General features: G+C 64.1%; 16 protein-coding genes and 1 tRNA gene. 13 read left to right on the top strand and 4 right to left on the bottom strand.

All coding sequences use genetic code 11. The features are described from left to right. Nucleotides 1-26: 26 nt before the first annotated feature. From AC4PTB_RS12550 to AC4PTB_RS12525, 6 genes are all read left to right on the top strand, one after another. Nucleotides 27-455, top strand: a complete 429-nt coding sequence (locus tag AC4PTB_RS12550) for a response regulator (protein WP_492190268.1) — start codon at nt 27-29, stop codon at nt 453-455. Then, a complete protein-coding gene (locus tag AC4PTB_RS12545) occupies nt 455-742 on the top strand; it encodes a hypothetical protein (protein ID WP_492190267.1) in 288 nt (95 codons plus the stop codon). Before AC4PTB_RS12550 ends, AC4PTB_RS12545 begins: the two co-directional genes overlap by 1 nt. A 3-nt stretch (nt 743-745) precedes the next feature. Continuing rightward, nucleotides 746-3,448: an ATP-binding protein gene (locus AC4PTB_RS12540; RefSeq protein WP_492190266.1), complete on the top strand. Its 2,703-nt coding sequence runs from the start codon at nt 746-748 to the stop codon at nt 3,446-3,448. Between the two features lie 142 nt (nt 3,449-3,590). Further along, a complete protein-coding gene (locus AC4PTB_RS12535) occupies nt 3,591-4,826 on the top strand; it encodes a FliM/FliN family flagellar motor switch protein (RefSeq protein ID WP_492190265.1) in 1,236 nt (411 codons plus the stop codon). Nucleotides 4,827-4,922: 96 nt separating this feature from the next. Continuing rightward, nucleotides 4,923-5,246 carry a TraR/DksA family transcriptional regulator gene (locus AC4PTB_RS12530; protein WP_492190264.1) on the top strand — a complete coding sequence of 108 codons (324 nt, stop codon included), beginning with the start codon at nt 4,923-4,925 and terminating at the stop codon, nt 5,244-5,246. Nucleotides 5,247-5,371: 125 nt separating this feature from the next. Next, complete coding sequence (locus AC4PTB_RS12525; RefSeq protein ID WP_492190263.1) at nt 5,372-7,336, top strand: enoyl-CoA hydratase-related protein; 1,965 nt, start codon at nt 5,372-5,374, stop codon at nt 7,334-7,336. On the opposite strand, the gene AC4PTB_RS12520 is transcribed toward AC4PTB_RS12525, so the two are convergent. Continuing rightward, nucleotides 7,329-7,544, bottom strand: a complete 216-nt coding sequence (locus AC4PTB_RS12520; protein ID WP_492190262.1) for a hypothetical protein — start codon at nt 7,542-7,544, stop codon at nt 7,329-7,331. The genes AC4PTB_RS12525 and AC4PTB_RS12520 overlap by 8 nt on opposite strands. Nucleotides 7,545-7,684: 140 nt before the next feature. Here AC4PTB_RS12520 and AC4PTB_RS12515 point away from each other — a divergent pair, with 140 nt between their 5' ends. After that, nucleotides 7,685-7,933 (top strand): DUF2312 domain-containing protein, encoded by a 249-nt coding sequence (locus AC4PTB_RS12515; RefSeq protein WP_492190261.1) that lies wholly within the window; start codon nt 7,685-7,687, stop codon nt 7,931-7,933. A gap of 15 nt (nt 7,934-7,948) precedes the next feature. Here the strand turns inward: AC4PTB_RS12515 and AC4PTB_RS12510 are convergent, their stop codons facing one another. Next, nucleotides 7,949-8,836, bottom strand: a complete 888-nt coding sequence (locus AC4PTB_RS12510) for a hypothetical protein (RefSeq protein WP_492190260.1) — start codon at nt 8,834-8,836, stop codon at nt 7,949-7,951. Between the two features lie 101 nt (nt 8,837-8,937). Between AC4PTB_RS12510 and AC4PTB_RS12505 the strand changes: the two genes are divergently transcribed. From AC4PTB_RS12505 to AC4PTB_RS12490, 4 genes are all read left to right on the top strand, one after another. Next, nucleotides 8,938-9,013, top strand: a tRNA-Thr gene (locus AC4PTB_RS12505). Between the two features lie 128 nt (nt 9,014-9,141). Next, entirely contained in the window at nt 9,142-10,794 is a 1,653-nt protein-coding gene (locus AC4PTB_RS12500; RefSeq protein ID WP_492190259.1) for an FAD-dependent oxidoreductase, read from the top strand. 243 nt (nt 10,795-11,037) lie between these two features. Continuing rightward, nucleotides 11,038-11,529 carry a hypothetical protein gene (locus AC4PTB_RS12495; RefSeq protein ID WP_492190258.1) on the top strand — a complete coding sequence of 164 codons (492 nt, stop codon included), beginning with the start codon at nt 11,038-11,040 and terminating at the stop codon, nt 11,527-11,529. A gap of 778 nt (nt 11,530-12,307) precedes the next feature. Then, the gene (locus tag AC4PTB_RS12490) at nt 12,308-13,285 is read left to right on the top strand and encodes a hypothetical protein (RefSeq protein ID WP_492190257.1); all 978 of its coding nucleotides are present in this window, start codon (nt 12,308-12,310) and stop codon (nt 13,283-13,285) included. A gap of 377 nt (nt 13,286-13,662) precedes the next feature. Here AC4PTB_RS12490 and AC4PTB_RS12485 read toward each other — a convergent pair whose 3' ends face one another. Beyond that, nucleotides 13,663-15,570 carry a P-loop NTPase fold protein gene (locus AC4PTB_RS12485; RefSeq protein WP_492190256.1) on the bottom strand — a complete coding sequence of 636 codons (1,908 nt, stop codon included), beginning with the start codon at nt 15,568-15,570 and terminating at the stop codon, nt 13,663-13,665. 597 nt (nt 15,571-16,167) lie between these two features. Here AC4PTB_RS12485 and AC4PTB_RS12480 point away from each other — a divergent pair. Beyond that, complete coding sequence (locus AC4PTB_RS12480) at nt 16,168-17,178, top strand: TAXI family TRAP transporter solute-binding subunit (RefSeq protein WP_492190255.1); 1,011 nt, start codon at nt 16,168-16,170, stop codon at nt 17,176-17,178. A gap of 83 nt (nt 17,179-17,261) precedes the next feature. Next, a complete protein-coding gene (locus tag AC4PTB_RS12475; protein WP_492190254.1) occupies nt 17,262-19,322 on the top strand; it encodes a TRAP transporter permease in 2,061 nt (686 codons plus the stop codon). 304 nt (nt 19,323-19,626) lie between these two features. On the opposite strand, the gene AC4PTB_RS12470 is transcribed toward AC4PTB_RS12475, so the two are convergent. Continuing rightward, nucleotides 19,627-20,424, bottom strand: a complete 798-nt coding sequence (locus AC4PTB_RS12470) for a DNA adenine methylase (protein ID WP_492192617.1) — start codon at nt 20,422-20,424, stop codon at nt 19,627-19,629. Nucleotides 20,425-20,580: the final 156 nt, after the last annotated feature.

The raw sequence follows: 20,580 nt of genomic DNA, 5'->3' as shown, positions 1-20,580 counted from the left end.
GATTGGCCCGGGGGAGGAGGACGATCATGGCCGAAAAGCAGGTGCTGCTGGTCGAGGACGAGCCGAACATCGCCGAGGCGATCCGGTTCATCCTGACGCGGGCGGGCTGGAATGTGACCGTCGAGGCCTCGGGGGCCGCGGCCCTGGCGCGCATCGCGGTGCTGCGGCCGACGGCGGTCATTCTGGATCTGATGCTGCCGGGCTGCTCGGGGCTGGAAATCCTGGCCGGGCTGCGCGCCGATGCCGAGCTGGGCCGCACGCCGGTCCTGATGCTGACCGCGCGCGGGCAGGTCCGCGACCGCGAGGCCGCCGCCGCTGCGGGCGCTTCGGCCTTTCTGGCCAAGCCCTTTGCCAATGCCGATGTGCTCTCCGCGCTTGAGGCGATCGCCGCCCCGGTTCTGGCGGACCCGGCTTTGGCAGGCCCGGTTCTGGCGGGATCGGGCAAGGCGGGCTGATGCCGGGCTCGGGCACGCCGCTGTTTCTCGCCCGGCGCTCCTATCGGCGCCGCCGCATCATGGATGCGGCCCGGCTTCTGCCGCTGGTCGGGCTGGTGCTGTTCCTGCTGCCGATGCTCTGGCATCCGGGCGAGACACCGGTGCCCGACACCGCGCGCGGCATGATCTATCTCTTTGCGGTCTGGGCCGGGCTGATCCTCGCCGCCGCGGCGCTGGCGCGCGGTCTGGCCCCGGCGCTTGACGCCGAGGAAGAGGCCGAGGGCAGCCCCGAAACCGGCGAGGGCTGAGCCATGTCCTTCGACGTGCTGGTCGGCGTTTCGCTGGTCTATGTGCTGGTGCTGTTTCTGGTCGCCTTCGTCGCCGAGCGCCGCGCCGCCCGGGGCCGGTTGCGCTTCCTGCACAGCCCCTGGGTCTATACGCTCTCGCTGTCGATCTATTGCACCGCCTGGACCTTTTACGGCGCGGTGGGCTATGCGGCGCGCTCGGGGCTGGAATTCCTGACCATCTACCTTGGCCCGACGCTGGTCTTCGTCGGCTGGTGGTGGGTCTTGCGCAAGCTGGTGCGGATCGGCCGGACCCAGCGTGTCACCTCGATTGCCGATCTGATTTCAAACCGTTACGGCAAGTCGAACCTTCTGGGGGTGATCGTCACGCTGATGTCGGTGGCCTCGGCCACGCCCTATATCGCGCTGCAGCTGCAATCGGTCACGCTGTCCTTTGGCGTCTTTGCGGCGCAGACGCCCGGCTCCTGGGCACTGCCCGACCAATCGGCCACCGCGCTCTGGATCGCGGCGGGGCTGGCGCTGTTCACCATCCTGTTCGGCACCCGCAATCTGGACGCGAACGAGCGTCACCACGGCGTCGTCACCGCCATCGCGCTGGAAGCAATCGTGAAACTGCTGGCGCTTCTGGCCGTCGGCATCTGGGTCGTCTGGGGCGTCGCGGGGGGGATTTCCGACATCCTTGCCCGGATCGACGCCTCGGAGATCGCCGAGTGGAGCCTGAAGCCCGGTCGTTTTGCGGGCCTCACCTTCGTCTCGGCCGCCGCCGTGCTGACGCTGCCGCGGATGTTTCAGGTGCTGGTCGTCGAAAACACTGACGAGCGCCATCTGGGCACCGCCAGCTGGGCCTTTCCGGCCTATCTGCTGCTGATGAGCCTGTTCGTCGTGCCGATTGCCGTCGTCGGGCTCGGCCATCCCGGCGCCGGGAGCAATCCCGATCTGTTCGTGCTGACCCTGCCGCTGGCCGAGGGCCGCGGCAGCCTGGCGCTTTTGGCCTTTCTGGGCGGGTTTTCCTCGGCCACTTCGATGGTGATTGTCGCTGCCATCGCGCTCTCGACCATGGTGTCGAACCACATCGTCACGCCCTTGTGGCTCGCCATCTACCGCGACGAACCGGCCGAGCGCGGCGATGTGCGCGGCCTTGTGCTGATGTCGCGCCGCCTCTCCATCGGGCTCGTGCTGGCGATGGGCTACGGCTATTACAAGCTCTCGGGCGGGGCCGGGGCGCTGGCCGAGATCGGCCTGATCGCCTTTGTCGGCGCGGCGCAGGTGCTGCCGGCCCTTCTGGGCGGGATCTACTGGCGCGGGGCGACGCATCTGGGCGCGGCGATCGGGCTGCTGACCGGCTTTGCGATCTGGCTTTATGCGCTTTTCCTGCCCTCGGTGGGCGAAAGCGGGCTGATTTCGGCGCAGCTGATGGCCGAGGGGCCGCTGGGCCTTTCATGGCTGCGCCCGCAGGCGCTGTTCGGCATCGCGGGGCTGGACCCGCTGCTTCATGCGCTGCTCTGGAGCCTTCTGTTCAACACCCTGGCTTTCCTTGTGTTTTCGATCCTGTCCTTCCCCGGCCCGGTGGAGCGTTTGCAGGGCGTCGCCTTTGTCAATGTCTTCGAGGGGCGGCCGGGCGCGCGCGGCTGGTCGCGCACCCAGGCCGAGGCCGAGGATCTTTTGTCGATGGCGCAGCGCATCCTGGGCGCCGAGGAGGCGCAGCTTTTCTTTCAGGCGCAGGCGGCGGCGCAGGGCAAGCGCGGCTTCCTGCCCGATCCGACGCCGGATTTTCTGGCCGCGCTGGAACGGCAGCTGGCGGGATCGGTCGGCGCGGCGACGGCGCATGCGATGATCTCGCAGCTCACCGGCGGCGCCGCGGTCTCGGTGCAGGATCTGATCGCGGTGGCGAATGAAGCGGCCGAGATCAAGGAATATTCCGCCCAGCTCGAGGCGAAATCGGCCGAACTGGCCCGCACCGCCCGCGCGCTCTCGGAAGCGAATGCGAAGCTGACCGCGCTGTCGGTGCAAAAGGATGCGTTCCTTGGCCAGATTTCTCACGAATTGCGCACGCCGATGACCTCGATCCGGGCCTTTTCGGAAATCCTGATGGAGCCCGACCTGCCCGAGCCGCTGCGGGCGCAATATGCGGAAATCATTCACGAAGAGGCCCGCCGCCTGACCCGTCTTCTGGATGATCTTCTGGATCTTGCGGTGCTGGAAAACCGCAAGGTGCAGCTGAATATCTCGGTGGCGAACCTGCATGACCTGATCGACCGCGCGGTGCAGGCGGCCTCCTCGACCCGGCCCGAGCGCGATTTCCGCTATGACCGCGATTTTCCCGCCGAACACATGCCGGTCTTCACCGACACCGACCGGCTGGTGCAGGTCTTCATCAACCTGATTTCGAATGCGCGCAAATATTGCGGCGCCGAGCGCGCGGTGCTGCGCATCGAGGTGAAGCGGCGCGGCAAGCTGGTGCAGATCGACTTTTGCGACAATGGCGCGGGGATCCCGAAGGCGGCGCAGGGGCTGATCTTCGAGAAATTCTCGCGGCTGACCGACACCTCGAAGGCGGGCGGCGCGGGGCTGGGCCTTGCGATCTGCCGCGAGATCATGGCCAATCTTGGCGGCTCGATCGACTATCTGCCGGGGCAGGGCGGGGCGGCCTTCCGCGTGACCTTGCCGCTGCGCCGCCAGGGCACGGGGGCGCCCTTCGGGCAGGCGTGACAAGTCCCGGGAAAGACCGCGAAAAAGTGTAAAGTCCGGGGGCAGATCTCAACCTTTTGTAAACCCTGATCTGCGATTCCTTATCCGTCGACGCACAGGGAAACGGCGGGACGGGATGACGGAAGAACGGCTTCAAACAGTGATGCGGCGCAAGGCCGAGGCGGGCAGGCCCGCGGCGGACGGCTCTCCGGTCACGGCCGAACGGGCGATCGTGCAGGCGGTCTCGAAGGTGGCGCAGGACATGTTCCAGCTGCCCGCGCAGGTCATGCAGGTGAGCGAGGGGCGGCGGACCTTGGCCGACCTGCCCGAGGCGATCGATCCGTTTTCGCTCATCGCGATCATCGAGGGACCGGAGGAAAGCATGGGCATCATCGCCCTGCCGCCCGAGACGCTTTCGGTGCTGATCGAGGTGCAGACCACCGGCAATCTGGGCAAGGCCCCGCCGCCGCCGCGCAAGCCGACGCGGATCGACGCCTCGATGGTGGCGGATTTTCTCGATGCGACGCTCTCGATGATCGAGGAAACGCTGGTCGAGACCGAGGCCGTCGTCTGGGCGGGCGGGTTCCGCTACGCCTCCTATCTCGATGATCCGCGCCCGCTGGGGCTGTTGCTGGAAGACATGGGATACCGGCTCTGGCAGCTGGAAATCGGCTTTGGCGCCGGGTTCGAGCGCAAGGGCAAGCTGGTCTGGGCGGTGCCGGTGAACGGGCGCGGCCATTCGCTGCGCCGGATGCCCGGGCTGGCCGACGAGGGGCCGATCTCCCCCGACCGCGAGGCGGCGGAATGGGCGCATCGGCTGGAAACTTCGGTGATGGGCGCCTCGGCGCAGCTTGATGCGGTGCTGCATCGGGTGACGCTGCCCTTGGCGGCGGTGATGCGGCTGCGCGCCGGGATGGACATTCCGATCCCCTCGGACGCTTTGGAAAATCTGACGGTCGAAGGGGTGGGGCGGCGCAAGCTCTCGGCCGCGCGGCTGGGCCAGCATCGCGGTCTGCGCGCGGTGCGGCTGATCGAACACGAGGAAGAAGAGCTGATGGCGCCGCCCGAACCGAAGGTGCGCCGCGTCGTGCCGCCGCCCTTCGAGGCGGGGCCAAGCCCCTTTGCCGGGAAGTCGGCGCCCAGCGGGCCGCGCGCGCCGCTCGACCGGATCGATTCCCCGGCTTATGATCCGCTGCCCGGCGGCGGCGGTCTGGACGGACTTGGCGGTCTGGGCGGGCTCGAGGGCGGCGACGATCTGGGCGGGCTGGGTGGACTGGGCGGTCTGGGCGGCTTTGACAGCGGCGCCGATCTGCCGCCGATGGGGCTGACGCTGGACGGGTTCGGCGCCGAGGATCCGGCGGGCGAGCTGCCGCCGCTGAAGATCGGCTCGGGGTTCTGAGCCGGTCGTTCCGGCCTGTCGCCCGCGCCCCCCGATTGACCTGAATCAAGGCATTTTCCCGGGTTTTGCGCTTCTCTTGCCGGACAGGAGGCGGCGATGAAATCCCTTGAACATCGGCGGGCGGAGCTTTTGGCCCGCAAGGCGGCGCTGACGGCGCGGATGACGCAGATCTCGGATGAGTTCGAGACGCATGAGGCCAAGGACTGGGCCGAGATGGCGACCGAGCGCGAGGGAGACGAGGTGCTTGCCGATCTGGGCGATGCGGCGCGCACTGAGCTGCGGATGATCGGGGCGGCGCTGGCCCGGCTCGATGAGGGCGAATATGGCTATTGCGTCACCTGTGGCGAACCGATCGCCGAGGAGCGGCTTGACCTTCTGCCCGCCACCCCCTTTTGCCGCGACCACGCCGCCCGGCATTGAGAGACCGCTTGCAGCCACGGCCCCGGGGTCGTGAAGATTTTCCTGTTCTGACCGGGGCTTGGGGCCGGGTTGCGCTTGCCGTGACCGGGGTCGGGCGCGTAACCTGCGGCAAAACCGGAGGGGGCATGGCAAGACGGGTAAGCGTGCAGCGGCGGGACGGTGTGGCGCTGGTGACGCTGGAAGGCGCCGCGACAGGGCCGGAGGGCTGCGGCTTCGATCCGGCGCTGCGCCGGGGGCTGGACGCCGCGCTGACCGAGGCTTTCGCCACGCCGGGGCTGCAGGCGATCGTTCTGCGCGCGGGTCCGGGCGGCTGGCCCTGCGGTCTTGACCCGGCCGAGGACTACGGCCCCGAACAGCCGACACTTGCGGCGCTCTGCGCGCGGCTTTTGCAGATGCCGGTGCCAGTGGTGGCGGTGCTGTCGGGCACGATTTCGGGCGGGGCGCTGGCGCTGAGCCAGGCGGCGGGGCTGCGCCTTGCGCTGGCGGCGACGCGGTTTCACTGCCCCGAGGCGGGGCTGAACCTTCTGCCCGCGGCGGGGGGCACGGTGCGTCTGGTGCGCCGCGCGGGCGGGGCGGCGCTGGAGGCGCTGCTCTCGGGCCGGGTGCTGGAGCCTGCCGAGGCGATGGCGCTGGGCCTATGCGATGCCGTCGCCTCCGAGGACACGCTTGAGACCGCCGCCCTGACCGAGGCGCTACGCGGTGCGGCGCTGGGCGCCGAGGCGCCGTTTTCCCCGCGCGAGGGCGCGCTTTCGAACCCGGGCGCGGCGCTTGATGCGCTGGCGGCGGCGCGGGCCCGCCATCCGGCGCGCGCCGATCTGCCCGCCATCGCCCGCATCGCCGAGGTTGCCGAGGCGGCGCTTTTGCTGCCGCTTGCCGCTGCGCTTGATGTCGAGGCGGTGGCTTATGACGATCTGTCCGGCAGCGAGGCGGCGGCGGCGCTGCGCCATCTGGTGCGGGCGCGGGCGGCAGAGCCGACGCTGGCCGCCGTGCCGGCCGAGGCGGTGGCGCCGGTGGCCCGGGTGGCGCTGTGGAACCCCTCGGTGGCGCAGGCGGGGGCGCTGCTGCGGCGCGGGCTGTCGGTGCAGATCGGCACCACCGCGCCCGAGGCGCTGGCGCAGCTTCTGACCGGGATCGCCCGGGCGCAGGAACAGGCGGTGGCCTCGGGGCAGCTGGACCCCGCCCGCCGCGCCGCCGATTGGGCGCGGCTTGATCCGGTGGCCGCGCCCGAGGCCTTCGGGCCGACCGATCTGGTGATTGCGAAACCCGCCAGCCTTGCGGAGCGCGACCTTCTGCGGCAGGCCCTGCCTGCGGGGGCGGTTCTGGCGCTTTCGGGCACGGCACCCGGCCCGGGCGAGCTGGGCATCGACCGCAGCAGCCAGCGCCTTGCGGCGATCTGGGCGGCGACGCCGGACCGGCTGGCCGATCTGCCGCGGCTGGCGGCGGTTTTGCGCGCGGGCGGGATGCGGGTGATCCATGCCCGGGCGCTGGCCTTGCGGCTGGAGGCGGCCTGGCTTGGCGCGGCCGATCGCTGCGTTCTGGCCGGGGCGGCGCCGCAGGCGGTCGATGCGGCGCTGACGCGCTGGGGCTTTGCCGAGGGGCCCTTTGCCCGCGTCGCGCGGCTGGGCGCCGAGCGGACCGCGCACCGGCTGAGCGCTGCCGGGCCGGGGCCGGGCCCGGTTCTGGCGACGCTGGCGGTGCTGGGCGAGGCGACAGGCGGGATGACGGGCGGGATGACGGGTGCGGGGGCCGAAGCGGCGCTGGCCGCGCTGCGCGCCGAGGCCGGGATCGTGCCGCGCCGCTTGTCTGAGACCGAGATTCTGGCCCGCATGCTGGCCGAGCTGGCGCAGCCGGGCCTTGCTGCGCTGGAGACGGGCGAGGCATTCCGGCCGGGCGACATCGATCTGATGGCGGGGGCGGAGCTTGGCTTTCCCGCGCCGCGTGGCGGGCCGATGTTTCAGGCCGACCGGATCGGCGCGCTGGCTTTGCGCAAGCGGTTGCGCGCGCTGGTGGCCGAGGGGGCGGCCCCGCCGCCTGCGCTCCTTGATGCGCTGATCCGCGACGGCCAGACCCTGGCCGGGCGCTTCACTTGAAGGTCACGCCCAGCACGACCAGCATCAGCCCGATCACCGAAACGAAAAGTGCGCCCAGATTCAGCGCCACGATGCCGCGCAGCGCCGCGCGCAGGCCCGCATCGTCCAGCCCGGCCTTTTTCGCCTTGGCCACTTGCGCCGCGCAATAAAGGATGCCGACCATCCCCAAAAGCGAGACCGCCGCGCCAGCCCAGATCAGAAAGTCCATCACCGCCTCCGTTTTGCCCGGGCTACCCTGCGCGCGGGGGCTTGGCAAGCGCCGCGATGGCGGCGGGTTGCGGCTTGAAGGGGGGGCGGGGCTGCGCTAGTCAGGGGCTTCATCCCGGTAACGACCTTCGGAGAGCCTTCATGTCGAACGACGCCTATACCGTGGCCGCGGACGAGCTGCGCCAGTTCATCGAGCAATACGAGCATCTCGACGCCGAAAAGAAGGACATCGCCGAGCAGCAGAAGGACATCATGTCCGAAGCCAAGGCCCGCGGCTATGATACCAAGGTGATCAAGAAGATCATCGCCATGCGCAAGCGCGACAAGAACGATCTGGCCGAGGAAGAAGCGATCCTCGATATCTACAAGGCCGCGCTTGGCATGTCGTAAAGCGCGGGCCTGGCGTCAGGGCGTGATCAGCGTCACGCCCGGCAGGCGGGCGATGTCGGCCAGATCGGCGCTGTAGCGCGCGGCGATCCCGGCCACCAGATCCGCGGTGAAGCCCGGCAGCGGCACATCGGCCACCAGCGCCTCGGGGCGGGCGAATTTCTCCAGAAACGCGATCAGCACCTTGCGCCGCTGCTCGGCCGTCTGCGGCGGATGGCTGGCCAGATAGCCGCGCAGCCGCCGGGCGCCCTCGGGCTGCATCAGCTCCTCGACCAGACCATATTCGCCCATCAAGGCCCCGGCCTCGGGCAGCCCGCCCATCTGCCGCAGCACCTCGGGGAACAGCAGCGGCAGATCCTCGTTGCACCAGAGCACGAGTTTGGCGCCGACCCGGTCCGCGGCCTCGGCCATCCGCGCCACCACCGGCCCCCAGCGCAGATCCTCGGGCTCATGGCCGCAGAGCATGTCGGTGAAGTCGCGGCCGGGCTGCCGCGCCGCCAGCGCCACCAGCAGCAGCGCGGGGTCCAGCAGGCCGAGGTGAAACTCGGTCCGGTCCTGCGGGAACAGATTGGCCAGCGGCACCAGCTTGTCGGCGGCAGCCGGGTAAAGCCCGCTGGCGCCGATCGCGCGCTCGGGCAGGGCGAGGAAATTCTCGTAGCTGAAGACCAGCCGCTCGACCGGGCCGCGGGCGCCGCGCAGGCAGGCCGCGCGCAGCCGGTCCTGGGTTTCGGCATCGGCGGGCCGCCCCTTCAGCCCGATCAGCGCATCGCGCAGCGCCATGCGATAGGCCGCGGGGGCGGGGGCATGGGACCGCGCCGCGGTCATCGCCTCGGGGTTGGTGGCCAGTGTCCTGACAAGGCGTTCGTCATCGGTGGCATGCGCGCCCAGATGAAAGACCAGATCCATTGGTGTTCTCCTTGCGCCACCATAGCGGCCAAAGCCGGGAAGGCAAAGCCCCGCCGTCCGGTCTTGCGCCGGGGCGACCGGGAGGCTATTTCAGCACCGTGGCCGGCGTAGCTCAGTTGGTAGAGCGTCTGATTTGTAATCAGGGGGTCGGGGGTTCGAGTCCCTCCGCCGGCACCAGTCTTCCTGGCACATCCTCCGGCAAGATTTCGGTCACCTTGCTGCACCGCGGGGGCGGGCGGGCGTGAATAGGCTCTGGCGGTCCGGCGCCGTTCGGCTATGCTTCGCGCAGCAGCATGGAGGGTGATATGGCCACGCGGATCGTCGTTCTGGGCGGGGGTTTCGGCGGCATGTACACGGCCCGCGCGCTCAGGCGCAGGCTGGGCCGCAAGGCCGAGATCGAGCTGATCAACGCCGAGAATTACTTCGTCTTCCAGCCGCTTCTGCCCGAGGTGGGCGCGGGCCAGATCATGCCCGCCCATGCGGTCTCGCCCTTGCGCTTCCTGCTCAGGGGGGTGCAGGTGCGCAAGGCCGTCGTCGACAGCGTCGATTTCGAGCGCAAGGTGGTGGTCGTCTTTCAGGGCATCCAGCGCCGCCCGATCGAGGTGCCCTATGACCATCTGGTGATCGCGCTGGGGCAGGGGACGGATTTCTCGCGCATGCCCGGGCTTGAAGAACATGCGCTGAAGATGAAGACGCTGGAAGATGCGCGGCGTCTGCGCGAGCATGTGATCGAGCAGCTCGAACATGCGCAGGTCACGGGGCTGCCCGACACCAAGCGCGGCGCGCTGACCTTCACCGTCGTCGGCGGCGGTTTTTCCGGCGTCGAGACCGTGGGCGAGATGAAAGAGATGCTCGACCGCTCGCTGCCCTTCTATTCCAACATCGACCCCTCCGAGGTCCGGGTGCTGCTGGTTGAATATGCGCCGCGGATCCTGAGCGAGATGCCGCAGGAGCTGGCGGATTACGCGACGAAACATCTGCTTGACCGTGGCATCGAGCTGAAACTGGGCGCTGGCGTGCGCTCGGCCACGCATCGGCAGCTGGTGACCAGCGACGGCGAGGTGATCGACACCCGCACCATCGTCGCCACGATCGGCAATGCGCCCTTGCCGGTGATCCTGCGCATGGGGCTGCCGCTGGAAAAGGGCCGCGTTGCGGTGGATCGCTGCCTGCGTGTCAAGGGCCGGACCGATGTCTGGGCGCTGGGCGATTGCGCACTGATCCCGCTCAAGGAGGATGCGAGCGAGCGCCACGACTTCGCCCCGCCCACCGCGCAATTCGCCGTGCGCGAGGCGAAACGGGTCGCCGCCAATATCACCGCAGCGCTGAAGGGGCGGGCCCCCGGGGTCTTTGCCTACAGTTCGCGCGGCGCGCTGGCCTCGCTGGGCGCGAAACGCGGCGTGGCCGATATTTTCGGGCGCAACATCACCGGCTTCCCGGCCTGGTTCATCTGGCGGTCCTATTATCTGGCGCTTTTGCCCGGCATCGGCACCCGCATCCGGGTGATGATCAACTGGTCGCTCGACCTTCTGGGGGCGCGCAGCCTCGTGCAGCTGCGCACCTATCAGAAGCCGCCGATGCGGCATGTCTATTACCGCGCCGGCGACCGGATCTATCAGGCGGGCGACCGTTCGGACGGGTTTTATACGGTGATTTCGGGCGCGGTGCAGATGGTGCGCACCGACCCCGAGTCGGGCGCGCTGAAGACGCGGGTGATCGGCCCCGGCGGCCATTTCGGCGAGCGGCTGATTCTGGGGGCGACGCGGCGCAAGACCTCGGTGCATGCGATCGAGGACACCAAGCTGCTGGTGATGAACCGCGCCGAATTCCTGATGCTGGCCGAAAGCTTCGAGGCCTTCCGCGACTATTTCCGCCCCTACATGGACAAGCACGGCGTCAGCCTGCCCGGCACGGCCAGCCCCGAGCCGAAAGAAGAGCCGCCGCGCCCGGGCGCCTGAGCCCGGCCGCGGCGGTGCCGCGCCCGGCTTTGGCGGCCTGTGGCGGCCCGGAAAAGGAAAAGGCGCTGGAAAGTTTCCAGCGCCTTTTGGAATGATGGTGGGCGATAACGGATTTGAACCGCTGACATCTTCGATGTGAACAAAGCGCCGCAAGGCCAAGCTATTGTTTTTTGGCTGATCGCGCTGTTTTTATTGAGGCCGTTTTGACCGTCTCGCAAAGGTGTTTCAGGTTCGCCCAGTTCAATGAACCGCCGCGCGCTTCGTAAACGCGCACCGGATTGCAAATCCGTGAAGACCGGTTCGATTCCGGTACCCGCCTCCAAGGCTTTCAATGACTTAGAGAACACGCGAGCCCCAAGGGTATCACCGAGGGTATCAGGTTCCTGTTCTGTGCTTGTTCCGTTCATTGCCGTTTCTCCCGCGCTTGCCGCGCTCGCATTTCTTGGCGAGCCGATCAGTCAGAATGCGCTGTTGAAGGCGGTCAACAAGATCGGCGAGGCGGGCAGGCCGCACGGTTTCCGCACGACATTCCGAACCTGGGTGCAGGATACGCTGGAAGGCTCGCACGATCTGGCGGCCGAGGCGGCGCTTGACCACGTCATCGGCAACAAGGTGCGCCGCGCCTACGCCAGATCCGATTACCCCGACCAGCGCGCCGCGCTCATGCAGCGGAGTGCGGATTATGTGACCGGCGAGTCGGCGCAGGTGGTGCAGCTGAGGCCAAGCACGGGGTGATCTGGTCTGGTCAGGCGTCGTCGGCTCGCGACGCGTCCGGCCCAATTGCTGCCGGTCATCCGGGCGGGATGCAGCTTCGCAGTGCTCCCTAACCGGTCGTTGGCCCGAACGAACGATTGCTGCACTGGCAGCCCGCGTTGCGGACATTCGAGCGCTTGCGCTATGCGCTCATTAGGTATTTAAAATCGGCTGGGGCGAAGTAGTTGGCTTTGGGGATGGAAGGCGCGGAATGGTCACTCGAATCTAGAAAGTCGAAGGCGGCAAAATAGTCCAAACAGCTGAGCCCGGCACAGATGGCTACTACCACTGTTACCCGGAAGGCCAGACAATGGCCAAATATATGACCCGCTGTTCAAACTTGGATGAAGCCGCTGAGTTTCTTACCACGAACAAGAGAGGTCGTATTAGAATGAACCCGGACTGGTCCTTGATCGTCGACAACATTCACATTGATGGAAAACCGCGCGAAAGCCTCTGGCTTTCCGGCCTCTCACGTTCGTTATGGCATCGTCGACATGTTCGGCCCAATGCGTAGGTTCATGAGATTTGTCGCAAATGGCCAGTGTCTGACCCATGCCGTTGGAAATATCCAGATTTGATCGTCTCCAATGATTGACATAACTACCGCGATGGTTGCATGGTGAATATCAACTCAGTCCGGAATCCGGGGGCAAGGTCATGCCCGGGTGGCATTGGCCGAAAAACGGCCGAAGGTCTGGAATTACGGGTGCCGCAAGAGGCGCGGCCTGCAGTCTACAGCACAAACAGGGAGATCTAATTGCGGCCTGACGAATATTGGAAGAACTTCAACCTTGGAACTGAGCTTGATATCGCCGGCCGATTTCTGTTCAATGGGCTGCAGGCTTTCCACGAGATGGAGCATTTTGCAGCCGAGGAGGATGCCTTCGAGTTCTTGTACTCAGTCGCAGTCGGCGTCGAGCGTCTGTTGAAGATTGCGATTATCTTGACCGAGCACGATACCGCAGTTGACCAAGAATCCTTCGAAAAGAGCCTGATCACTCACACACACCAAGACCTGGCCCTACGGTTGAGACAACCACATAGCCTGAAATTTCCTGCAAGAGAAAACGAATTCCTTGCTCTATTGGGCCAGTTCTACACATCCCAGCGCTACAGTCGCTATAGCTTGAACTCGGTATTCGCGCCTGCTCATGAGCGCGACGAGCTTGTAAAATTCCTGGAAAAATACCTCGACATCAAGATTGATACCAGTGGTTGGCTGACGATCACGCGGAACGAGCGCAAGCACCGTAAATTCATAGGAAAGGTAGTCTCGAAAATCGTGAACCCAGTCCACCAGATCATCAACGATGAAGCCAGGCGGCTCAATATCTACACCTATGAGATCGGCTCCCAGTCTAAGGCTTCAAAGATTTTCCTCAGTAAGAAATTTGACTTCGAGGACGAAGACATCCTGCAGGCCGAACTGCTGGCCTATTTCCTCTCACGCGAAGCCTGCGGCCCGAATGCGCAGTTAATCCGCGATCTGATTAAACCCTTGCCGTTTGATCCTGCTCGCGAGGGCGAATATCTGGCAGCTCTCCGGTGCGACAGGAAAAAGATCGCTGTGCTCGATGAGCTAGAGGCGCTTTACGGGGACGTCACGAACTTCAAAGAGCGCCGTGAACTACTGGAAGTCTCGGCGCTCGAAAATCTCACCTATGGCGAAGAAGTCGAAGATGAAGACATAGAGGACTTGGACTTTGACAATAGTGAGGATGGAGACGGCAGGTAATCGGCTGGGTAGGGCGTTTGCGAAGACCCGAGTTCAGAAAAGACAAACCGCTTGGGTGCCAAAGCAGATACAACCGTCGGTCTGGCAGAGACTGTCTGCCACCATCTGCAAATGCGGATAGACGCCGTTCATGACCGGCGCAGCGAACTTCCGCTTCCCGCCCTCTGCGACGACGAATCGATCGACGCGTTCGGCCCTCAACGGACCTTCGGGTCCCAGCTGCAATTGCGGCCGGCATTTCCAAAGCGGTCACTCGCGCATACCGCAGCATTTCTCTGCAGCAAATGTTCACGTTTAGGATGAGGCGTACTTTCGCGGCATCGAGAACGAATGTTTGCCCCAGCGAAATGCCTGGGGACACCTTTTGCACCACGACCCTACGCGCGATCATCATCTTCAGGATCGAGCATTTCGTCAATTCCCCGCGCAAGTTCTCTCAATTGGAATGCTCGGGGTGCTACCTCACATTTGTTGGCGTCTTCAAGAAGGAGGGCCTTCACGCTGTTCCACCAGCTTTCTTCTGCAGATCGGACAGTTTCGTCATACTCATACCTTCGCTTTAGAAGCGACGTGAGAATTCTCTCCTGCGATCGCGGCAAAGATGTCCATGTATCTACAAAATCTCGAAACGGAATATGTATCAAAACGGGATCACTAAGATATCTCTGCCTGCCCCCACCGCTTGTAATGGAAAAGTCACCGATAAATCCATAGAAGTCATCAGATATCCGCTGCAGGAGATCAGACCACAATACTTCCTTTCTCCAACCACTTCTCCAGGCGTCTGATTTATCTCGCATATGCTTGAGCACTTCCTTGAACTCGGTGCTGTCGCGTTCTGAATATCCCAGGCCATCGTATCCGCTATCGAAACCCCATTGAGCGTGCTTATACCTCTCTTCGTTCAAGGCGGGTACGATTGATTGGTCTATACACTGTAAAAACTTCAAATACAGGCTTTCATCACTCGGAAGCAGTCCATTCTTCCTCAAATTAAGTGCAACCCCAACCGCGTGCATAAACTCGAGCGGCTCGGTGTATCTGCATTCGTCAAAAGCAGCCAGAAGATCATCAATGTCACGGTCGAACTCGGCGCTAGATCCGCCGGAGAAGTCCCAGCTATATATATGCCACAAGCGCTTCCACGATGGCCAAGTCTCCGGCCCCTTCATAGCATCGGATTGGCCCAAGTCAGAATTGAGCCATTTTCGGTCAATAACTCCTGTTGTGATAATGCTACGCCATTGAGAAAGTGAAATATCCGTGCGGATACCGCAGCCCAATTCATATTTTGACAAGAGTCGATACAACGGAGATGCATCCTCACCCTTCTGAGGTGGGAGGGCAAAGAGGAACCTCGCAGCCTCGCCTTCCATGCCATGCTTTGGTATGATATCGTCCGGGGTCAGAATCCCTAGGGACCGATCAAGTCCGAGCTTGAACTCGGTTAGAAATATATAGGCTTGCCTGATAAGCCCGTTAATTATCTCCGGTTTTTCATAAAACCTATCCTCCATGGAGGTGACGATAGATTTCACCAACCATAGACATTGCCTGACCGCGCGGAGATTATTTATCTTAGATTTCCCGTACAGTTCGATCAATGTTGGAACGTGCTGGCGGATTGCCCGCGTCTCCCGACTCTCCCCAAGATCGTCGATGAAAAACCTTATTGCCAGATCAGGGTGGATTGGCAATTCAAATGATTGACCTATTATTTTTTCTCTAAATTTTTTGAATTTATCAGCCTCTATTTCATCGGTATTAGCAATAAAAACGACTCTCGCTCCGCCGTGCTCGACATAATTATTCATTATGCCCAGAAGATTTGCAACATCAAAGCCACATCGTTCCAAGTCGTCGACCACTATGAAACTATCATTAATATTGTCGGATGATTTTGATATTGCGGCCGCAGCGGAGCTGAAGGCCTTTTCGACATCTACACTTCCGGAGAATATCCCGCCACCCCCCAGATTTATAGAACCCCCCAGAATAGACCCGGCTATCCCCGCCCCTTGATGAAGAATCCGCCGTCCCGTCGACAGGGATGCGTATAATAGGCTCCTCTGGAAATCCTGCGCATCAGAAACTCCAAACATTGAAATGTAGATCTTCCTCCTGCTTGTGAACTCAGGATCATCGAGGAGAGATTTGATGTAGTGTGTCTTTCCGCTACCCCACTTTCCTTCGATCAAAATGGCAAAATGCGGATTTCCTTTTGAATTAACCCACGTCTTTAGATGGCTGGTAACTTGGTCAACTGTCGGATTGTGTTCGCTCATTTTCTGTCCGATAGTAGTTTGTCGCTTTACGATAGAGGAGCACTGCATTAACGCGTGTGTCCAGAGAAATCGGCTTCGGCGAACACCCCGCTGTCAGGGGCACTGAGTGTGGCGGTCTGGCGCGCAGCGAGGCGTGGCTCCAGTCTATGGGTGTTTCGCAGCATTCCGCACGAGCGGCTGTTGATTTATGGTTGATGCGATCGCAACACCTCGCCCCCTATCAGACGACTTCCTTGCCCTGGTGGCGGTTCCTACTGGAATATCGCTGCGTTCTGCCCGAACGGCTTCTTTGACAAGGTTGCGGCGAGCGCCAAGCCGCGCCGCCGTCAGGCAGCTCTCCGCCCTGAGCTGCCGGTCGCACTTGTCAGCCTCGTTCAGGGGAACGGCCATGCGATTCCCCTTCACCATGTGTGATCGGAGGGATGGCGATTGGTCCTGTGTCACGAAACCCTGCCGCGGGGTGCCGTGTCGTGATGCCTGCCGGAAAAGCCTTGCATGGCCGTCAAGCTGGACCTCCCGCGGATCATCCCTTACGGTCAGGATGGTCTGCTTGCTCTCGGCGGCATCTACCCCACTGACGTCCAGGAGGATCTACCTATGAAGTTCGTTTCTTTCAAATCCCTTGCGGGAGCCGCGCTTGCCGTCGGCCTGATGGCGCAGGGAGTTGTGGCGCAAGACCTGCAGTTTTTCAGGATCGGAACCGGAGGCACGGCCGGCACCTACTATCCGATCGGCGGTCTGATCGCGAACGCGATTTCCAATCCGCCGGGATCGCGCGCCTGCGCCGATGGCGGATCTTGCGGCGTGCCCGGGCTGATCGCCACTGCGGTGGCCTCGAACGGGTCGGTCGGCAACGTGAATTCGATCAACGGCGGCACGCTTGAGGCTGGCTTCAGCCAGTCCGACGTCGCCTTCTGGGCGCAGACCGGAACCGGCATCTGGGAAGGTCAGCCTGCGGTCGAAAAGCTGCGGCTGATCGCGACCCTTTACCCCGAAAGCATCCATCTGGTCGCCACCAAGGCGTCGGGCATCACCTCTGTTGCCGATCTCAAGGGCAAGCGGGTGTCGCTTGACGAGCCGGGATCGGGCACGCTGGTCGATGCCAAGATCATTCTGGGCGCCTTCGGCCTGACCGAAGCCGACATCACGCCGGAATATCTGAAACCCGATCAGGCTGCGGACCGGATGCGCGACGGGGCGATGGATGCGTTCTTCTTCGTGGGCGGCTATCCGGCCGGTGCGATCGCCGAACTGTCCAGCCAGCATGAGGTGGTGATGGTGCCGATCACCGGCCCCGAGGTCGAGGCGCTGCGCGCCGAATACAAGTTCTTCTCCGGGGACGTGCTTCCGGCGGGCACCTACAAGGGTCAGGACGCCGAAGTGCCCACCCTGTCGGTTGGCGCGCAGCTGGTGACCTCGGCCGATCTCTCCGAAGAGCTGGTCTACGGCATCACCAAGGCGATGTTCAACGAGACCACCCAGAAGCTGTTTGCCAATGGACATTCCAAGGGCAAGTTCATCACGCTGGAAAATGCGGTGCAGGGCGCGGGTATCCCGTTCCATCCGGGCGCCGAAAAGTTCTATAGGGAAGTCGGCGCGATCAAGTGATCGGCCAGTTCTGAACCGACCGGGAACGCGATCGCAACCGCCGATCGCGTTCCTTTCACGACACGAGCCTTGAGGATACCCCGATGAGTGACGGCCAACGCGCGATGACCGCAGCGGAGCTTGCAGCGATCGAAGAACAGTTCGATCCCGAAGCGCGCTTTCGCACCGTCACGCGGCCCGTGGCCACTCTGGCGGGGGTGATCCTCTTCGCGCTGGCCTGCTATCACTACTATACGTCCGGTTTCGGCATCCCGCGCGCCACCACCCATCGCGGCATCCACATGGGGGTGTCGCTGCTTCTGATCTTCCTCAGCTTTGCCGCGCTGTCATCGCGGCGCCACAGGACACATGGTTTTGCCGTGCTTGGCCTGCCGGTCACGGACTGGCTTTTCGGCCTCGGGGCCCTGGTCAGCGCGCTTTATGTGCCGTGGATCTATGATCAGCTTGCCTTCCGCATCGGCAATCCGCTGCAGATCGACGTTGTGATGGGGACGATCCTTCTGGTGACCCTGCTTGAGGCCGTGCGCCGGTCGATGGGCTGGCCCTTGCCCCTCATCGCGCTGATGTTCATCGGATATGCCTATTTCGGCCAGTCGATGCCGGGGATATTCGTGCATCCCGGAGCGGACTGGTCGGGGATCGTCAACCACCTTTACCTCTCGTCGCAGGGTGTCTACGGCACCGCGCTGGGTGTCATCGCGACCTATGTGTTCCACTTCGTGCTGTTCGGGGCGATGGCGCAGCGCGTCGGGCTGGGGCAGCTGTTCATTGACCTGGCGACGGCGCTGACCGGGCGCTTTTCCGGCGGTCCGGCGAAAGTGTCGGTGGTGTCCTCGGCGCTTCTGGGGTCGATCTCGGGCTCGTCCATCGCCAATACGGTGACCACCGGCGCGCTGACCATTCCCGCAATGATCAAGATCGGCTTCCGGCGTCATTTCGCGGCGGCGGTCGAGGCGGCCGCGTCCACCGGCGGTCAGATCACCCCGCCGGTGATGGGGGCGGTGGCGTTCCTGATGGTCGAATATCTGGGCATCCCGCTGCGCACCATCCTGATTGCGGCCATCGTGCCCGCCTTCATGCACTTTTTCGGGGTGCTGGTTCAGGTGCATCTGGAGGCCCGGCGACTGGGCATCCGCGGCCTGCGCAAGGAAGAATTGCCCAATGCGATGCGGGTGCTGCGCGAGGGCTGGCTGTCGATTCTGCCTCTGATCCTGCTGGTTTACATGCTGATGTCGGGGCGCACGCCGTTTCTGGCCGCTTTCTGGGCGATCACCGCCTGTATCGTGATCTATGCCATTCAGCGGGTGATGGCGGCGGGGCTGGCCACGGGCATCCGCGAGTTCGCCGCGGGCATCTACGAGAGCTTCATCTCGGGCGCCAAGGGCGCGCTTGCGGTGACGGCGGCGGCGGCGCTGGTGGGGGTTGTCATCGGGGTTGTCACACTGACGGGCATCGGCTTCAAGATCGCGTTCATGCTGACCAGCGTGGCCCAGGGTTGGGCCGAAAGCACGCATGCTTTCCTCGCCTTCCTGCCGATCGAACTGTTCAGCATGTCCACGCTCGCGCTGCTGTTCACGCTGATCATGACGGCGGTGGTGTGCATCTTGATGGGCTGCGGGATCCCGACGACGGCAAACTATATCATCATGGTCGCCGTGGCTGCCCCGGTCCTCTCGATGATGAATGTCGAGCCGCTCGTGGCGCATTTCTTCGTGTTCTACTTTGGCGTGCTGGCGGATGTGACGCCGCCCGTGGCGATGGCCGCCTATGCCGCCGCGGGGATCGCGGGGGCCAATGCGTTCAAGGCCGGCAACACCGCGTTCCGCCTTTCGATGGGCAAGGCGCTGGTGCCGTTCATGTTCGTGTTCTCGCCCTCCTTGCTGCTGGTGACGGCAGATTTCAGCTGGGGGTCGTTCGCGCTGGCGTTTAGCGGGGCCGTGCTTGGCATCATCGCGCTGTCGGCGGCCATCACCAACTGGCTGCTGCGCCCGCTGCTGCTGATCGAACGGGTGGCGCTGCCGATTGCGGCGCTGCTGATGATCGCACCCGAGATCATCTCCACCGTGATCGGGGCGGCCATCTTGGCGGCGGTGACCCTGCGTCAGTGGCTTGCGGACCGCCCCCGATCGCCCGCCGTCTCCTGACAGAACGGCCGAAAGAGGTGTGATGCGCAGGGCGACCGCCTTGCCCCGTGACGGAACGCCATGGCGCTTGCGTCATCATCGAAAGGCAGCTTGCCGCCCGTTGTGAAGGCTTCGAGCGGACCAACGTGCCCGGCCCTTGGACGAAGCCGCTCCGCGGCATTGGAGCCCTTTGCTGGGGTTCCGCAATGATATGAGCGTGGTGCATTTGGCTGCGGGCCTTTCTGCCGGACGATTGGGATTTTCCCCTCATCAGACAGAAGGTTCCCATGGGGAGGGCGCCCCCCCACGCCTTTCCCTTCCCTCGCTACCTCCCATTCCCGCGGATCAGCAGCTCGGCGGCGGGGATGCTTTGGCCTTTCCCGGCGATGGAATAGGTGGTGCGGACCGGCTCGATCTCTGCCCAGGAGAAGATCTCGCGGATCTCGGGCACGTCGTTGATCGACAGCAGGAACCGCCCTTTCAGGCCGCGCAGCCCATCCGCCAGGCGCTGGAAATCGTCGCGGCTGAACAGATCCTTGCCGTAATCGCTCTCGCAGCCCCAATAGGGCGGGTCGAGGTAAAACAGCGTCTCGGGCGCATCATAGCGCTGGATGAAGGCGCCGAAGTCGAGGCATTCGATCACCACGCCCGAGAGGCGCGCGTGCAGATCCTCCAGCATCGGTTCCAGCGTCAGCAGGTTGAAGCGGCCGGGGCGATCGCGGCTGACGCCGAAGTTGCGGCCGCTGACCTTGCCGCCGAAGGCGGTGCGCTGGAGGTAGAGAAACCGCGCCGCGCGTTCGAGATCGGTGAGGGTGTCCGGCCGGGTCACAAGCAGGCGCTCGAACTCGCTGCGCACCGTCAGCTGGAAGCGCAGGATTTCGAGGAACTGCGGGTAGTGCCGCTGCAGGATCCGGAACAGGTTCGCAATGTCGCGGCCTGCATCGTTGATCACCTCGGCCCGCGGGCGGGCGCGGCGGCGCAGGAAGATCCCGCCCATGCCCACGAAGGGCTCGCAATAGGTCCGGCAGGGGGTTTCGTCGAGGATCGTGCAGATCCGTTTCGCCAGGTTGCGTTTGCCGCCGAGCCAGGGTGCCGCAGGGGCAACCGGCGCGACGGGAATCATGGACTCCATCATCTGAGTATGTTCCAAGGGCCCTCCCTCGCGAGGGGGGAGCGGCCATGAGCTTAGGCTGGTCGACGGGGGTGCTTAGCGGTTTCCCCGTGTCGGAGGGGGTTGGCGCCCCCTCTGGCCTCCCAAGAGGCCAAAACGTCACTCGTT

The sequence above is a fragment of the Rhodobacter sp. 4.3.4 genome, from assembly GCF_058724655.1.
Note: the sequence above shows the minus strand (reverse complement) of the source record. Positions and strands in the feature narration are given on the sequence as shown.

What these genes read in the sequence shown, in the direction of transcription:
- AC4PTB_RS12535 (WP_492190265.1), top strand. Translation starts at nt 3,591, where the DNA reads ATGCGGCGCAAGGCCGAGGCGGGCAGGCCCGCGGCGGACGGCTCTCCG.
- AC4PTB_RS12475 (WP_492190254.1), top strand. Translation starts at nt 17,262, where the DNA reads ATGAGTGACGGCCAACGCGCGATGACCGCAGCGGAGCTTGCAGCGATC.
- AC4PTB_RS12485 (WP_492190256.1), bottom strand. Translation starts at nt 15,570, where the DNA reads ATGAGCGAACACAATCCGACAGTTGACCAAGTTACCAGCCATCTAAAG.
- AC4PTB_RS12470 (WP_492192617.1), bottom strand. Translation starts at nt 20,424, where the DNA reads ATGATTCCCGTCGCGCCGGTTGCCCCTGCGGCACCCTGGCTCGGCGGC.
- AC4PTB_RS12545 (WP_492190267.1), top strand. Translation starts at nt 455, where the DNA reads ATGCCGGGCTCGGGCACGCCGCTGTTTCTCGCCCGGCGCTCCTATCGG.
- AC4PTB_RS12520 (WP_492190262.1), bottom strand. Translation starts at nt 7,544, where the DNA reads ATGGACTTTCTGATCTGGGCTGGCGCGGCGGTCTCGCTTTTGGGGATG.
- AC4PTB_RS12530 (WP_492190264.1), top strand. Translation starts at nt 4,923, where the DNA reads ATGAAATCCCTTGAACATCGGCGGGCGGAGCTTTTGGCCCGCAAGGCG.
- AC4PTB_RS12550 (WP_492190268.1), top strand. Translation starts at nt 27, where the DNA reads ATGGCCGAAAAGCAGGTGCTGCTGGTCGAGGACGAGCCGAACATCGCC.
- AC4PTB_RS12540 (WP_492190266.1), top strand. Translation starts at nt 746, where the DNA reads ATGTCCTTCGACGTGCTGGTCGGCGTTTCGCTGGTCTATGTGCTGGTG.
- AC4PTB_RS12480 (WP_492190255.1), top strand. Translation starts at nt 16,168, where the DNA reads ATGAAGTTCGTTTCTTTCAAATCCCTTGCGGGAGCCGCGCTTGCCGTC.
- AC4PTB_RS12495 (WP_492190258.1), top strand. Translation starts at nt 11,038, where the DNA reads ATGAACCGCCGCGCGCTTCGTAAACGCGCACCGGATTGCAAATCCGTG.
- AC4PTB_RS12515 (WP_492190261.1), top strand. Translation starts at nt 7,685, where the DNA reads ATGTCGAACGACGCCTATACCGTGGCCGCGGACGAGCTGCGCCAGTTC.
- AC4PTB_RS12500 (WP_492190259.1), top strand. Translation starts at nt 9,142, where the DNA reads ATGGCCACGCGGATCGTCGTTCTGGGCGGGGGTTTCGGCGGCATGTAC.
- AC4PTB_RS12510 (WP_492190260.1), bottom strand. Translation starts at nt 8,836, where the DNA reads ATGGATCTGGTCTTTCATCTGGGCGCGCATGCCACCGATGACGAACGC.
- AC4PTB_RS12525 (WP_492190263.1), top strand. Translation starts at nt 5,372, where the DNA reads ATGGCAAGACGGGTAAGCGTGCAGCGGCGGGACGGTGTGGCGCTGGTG.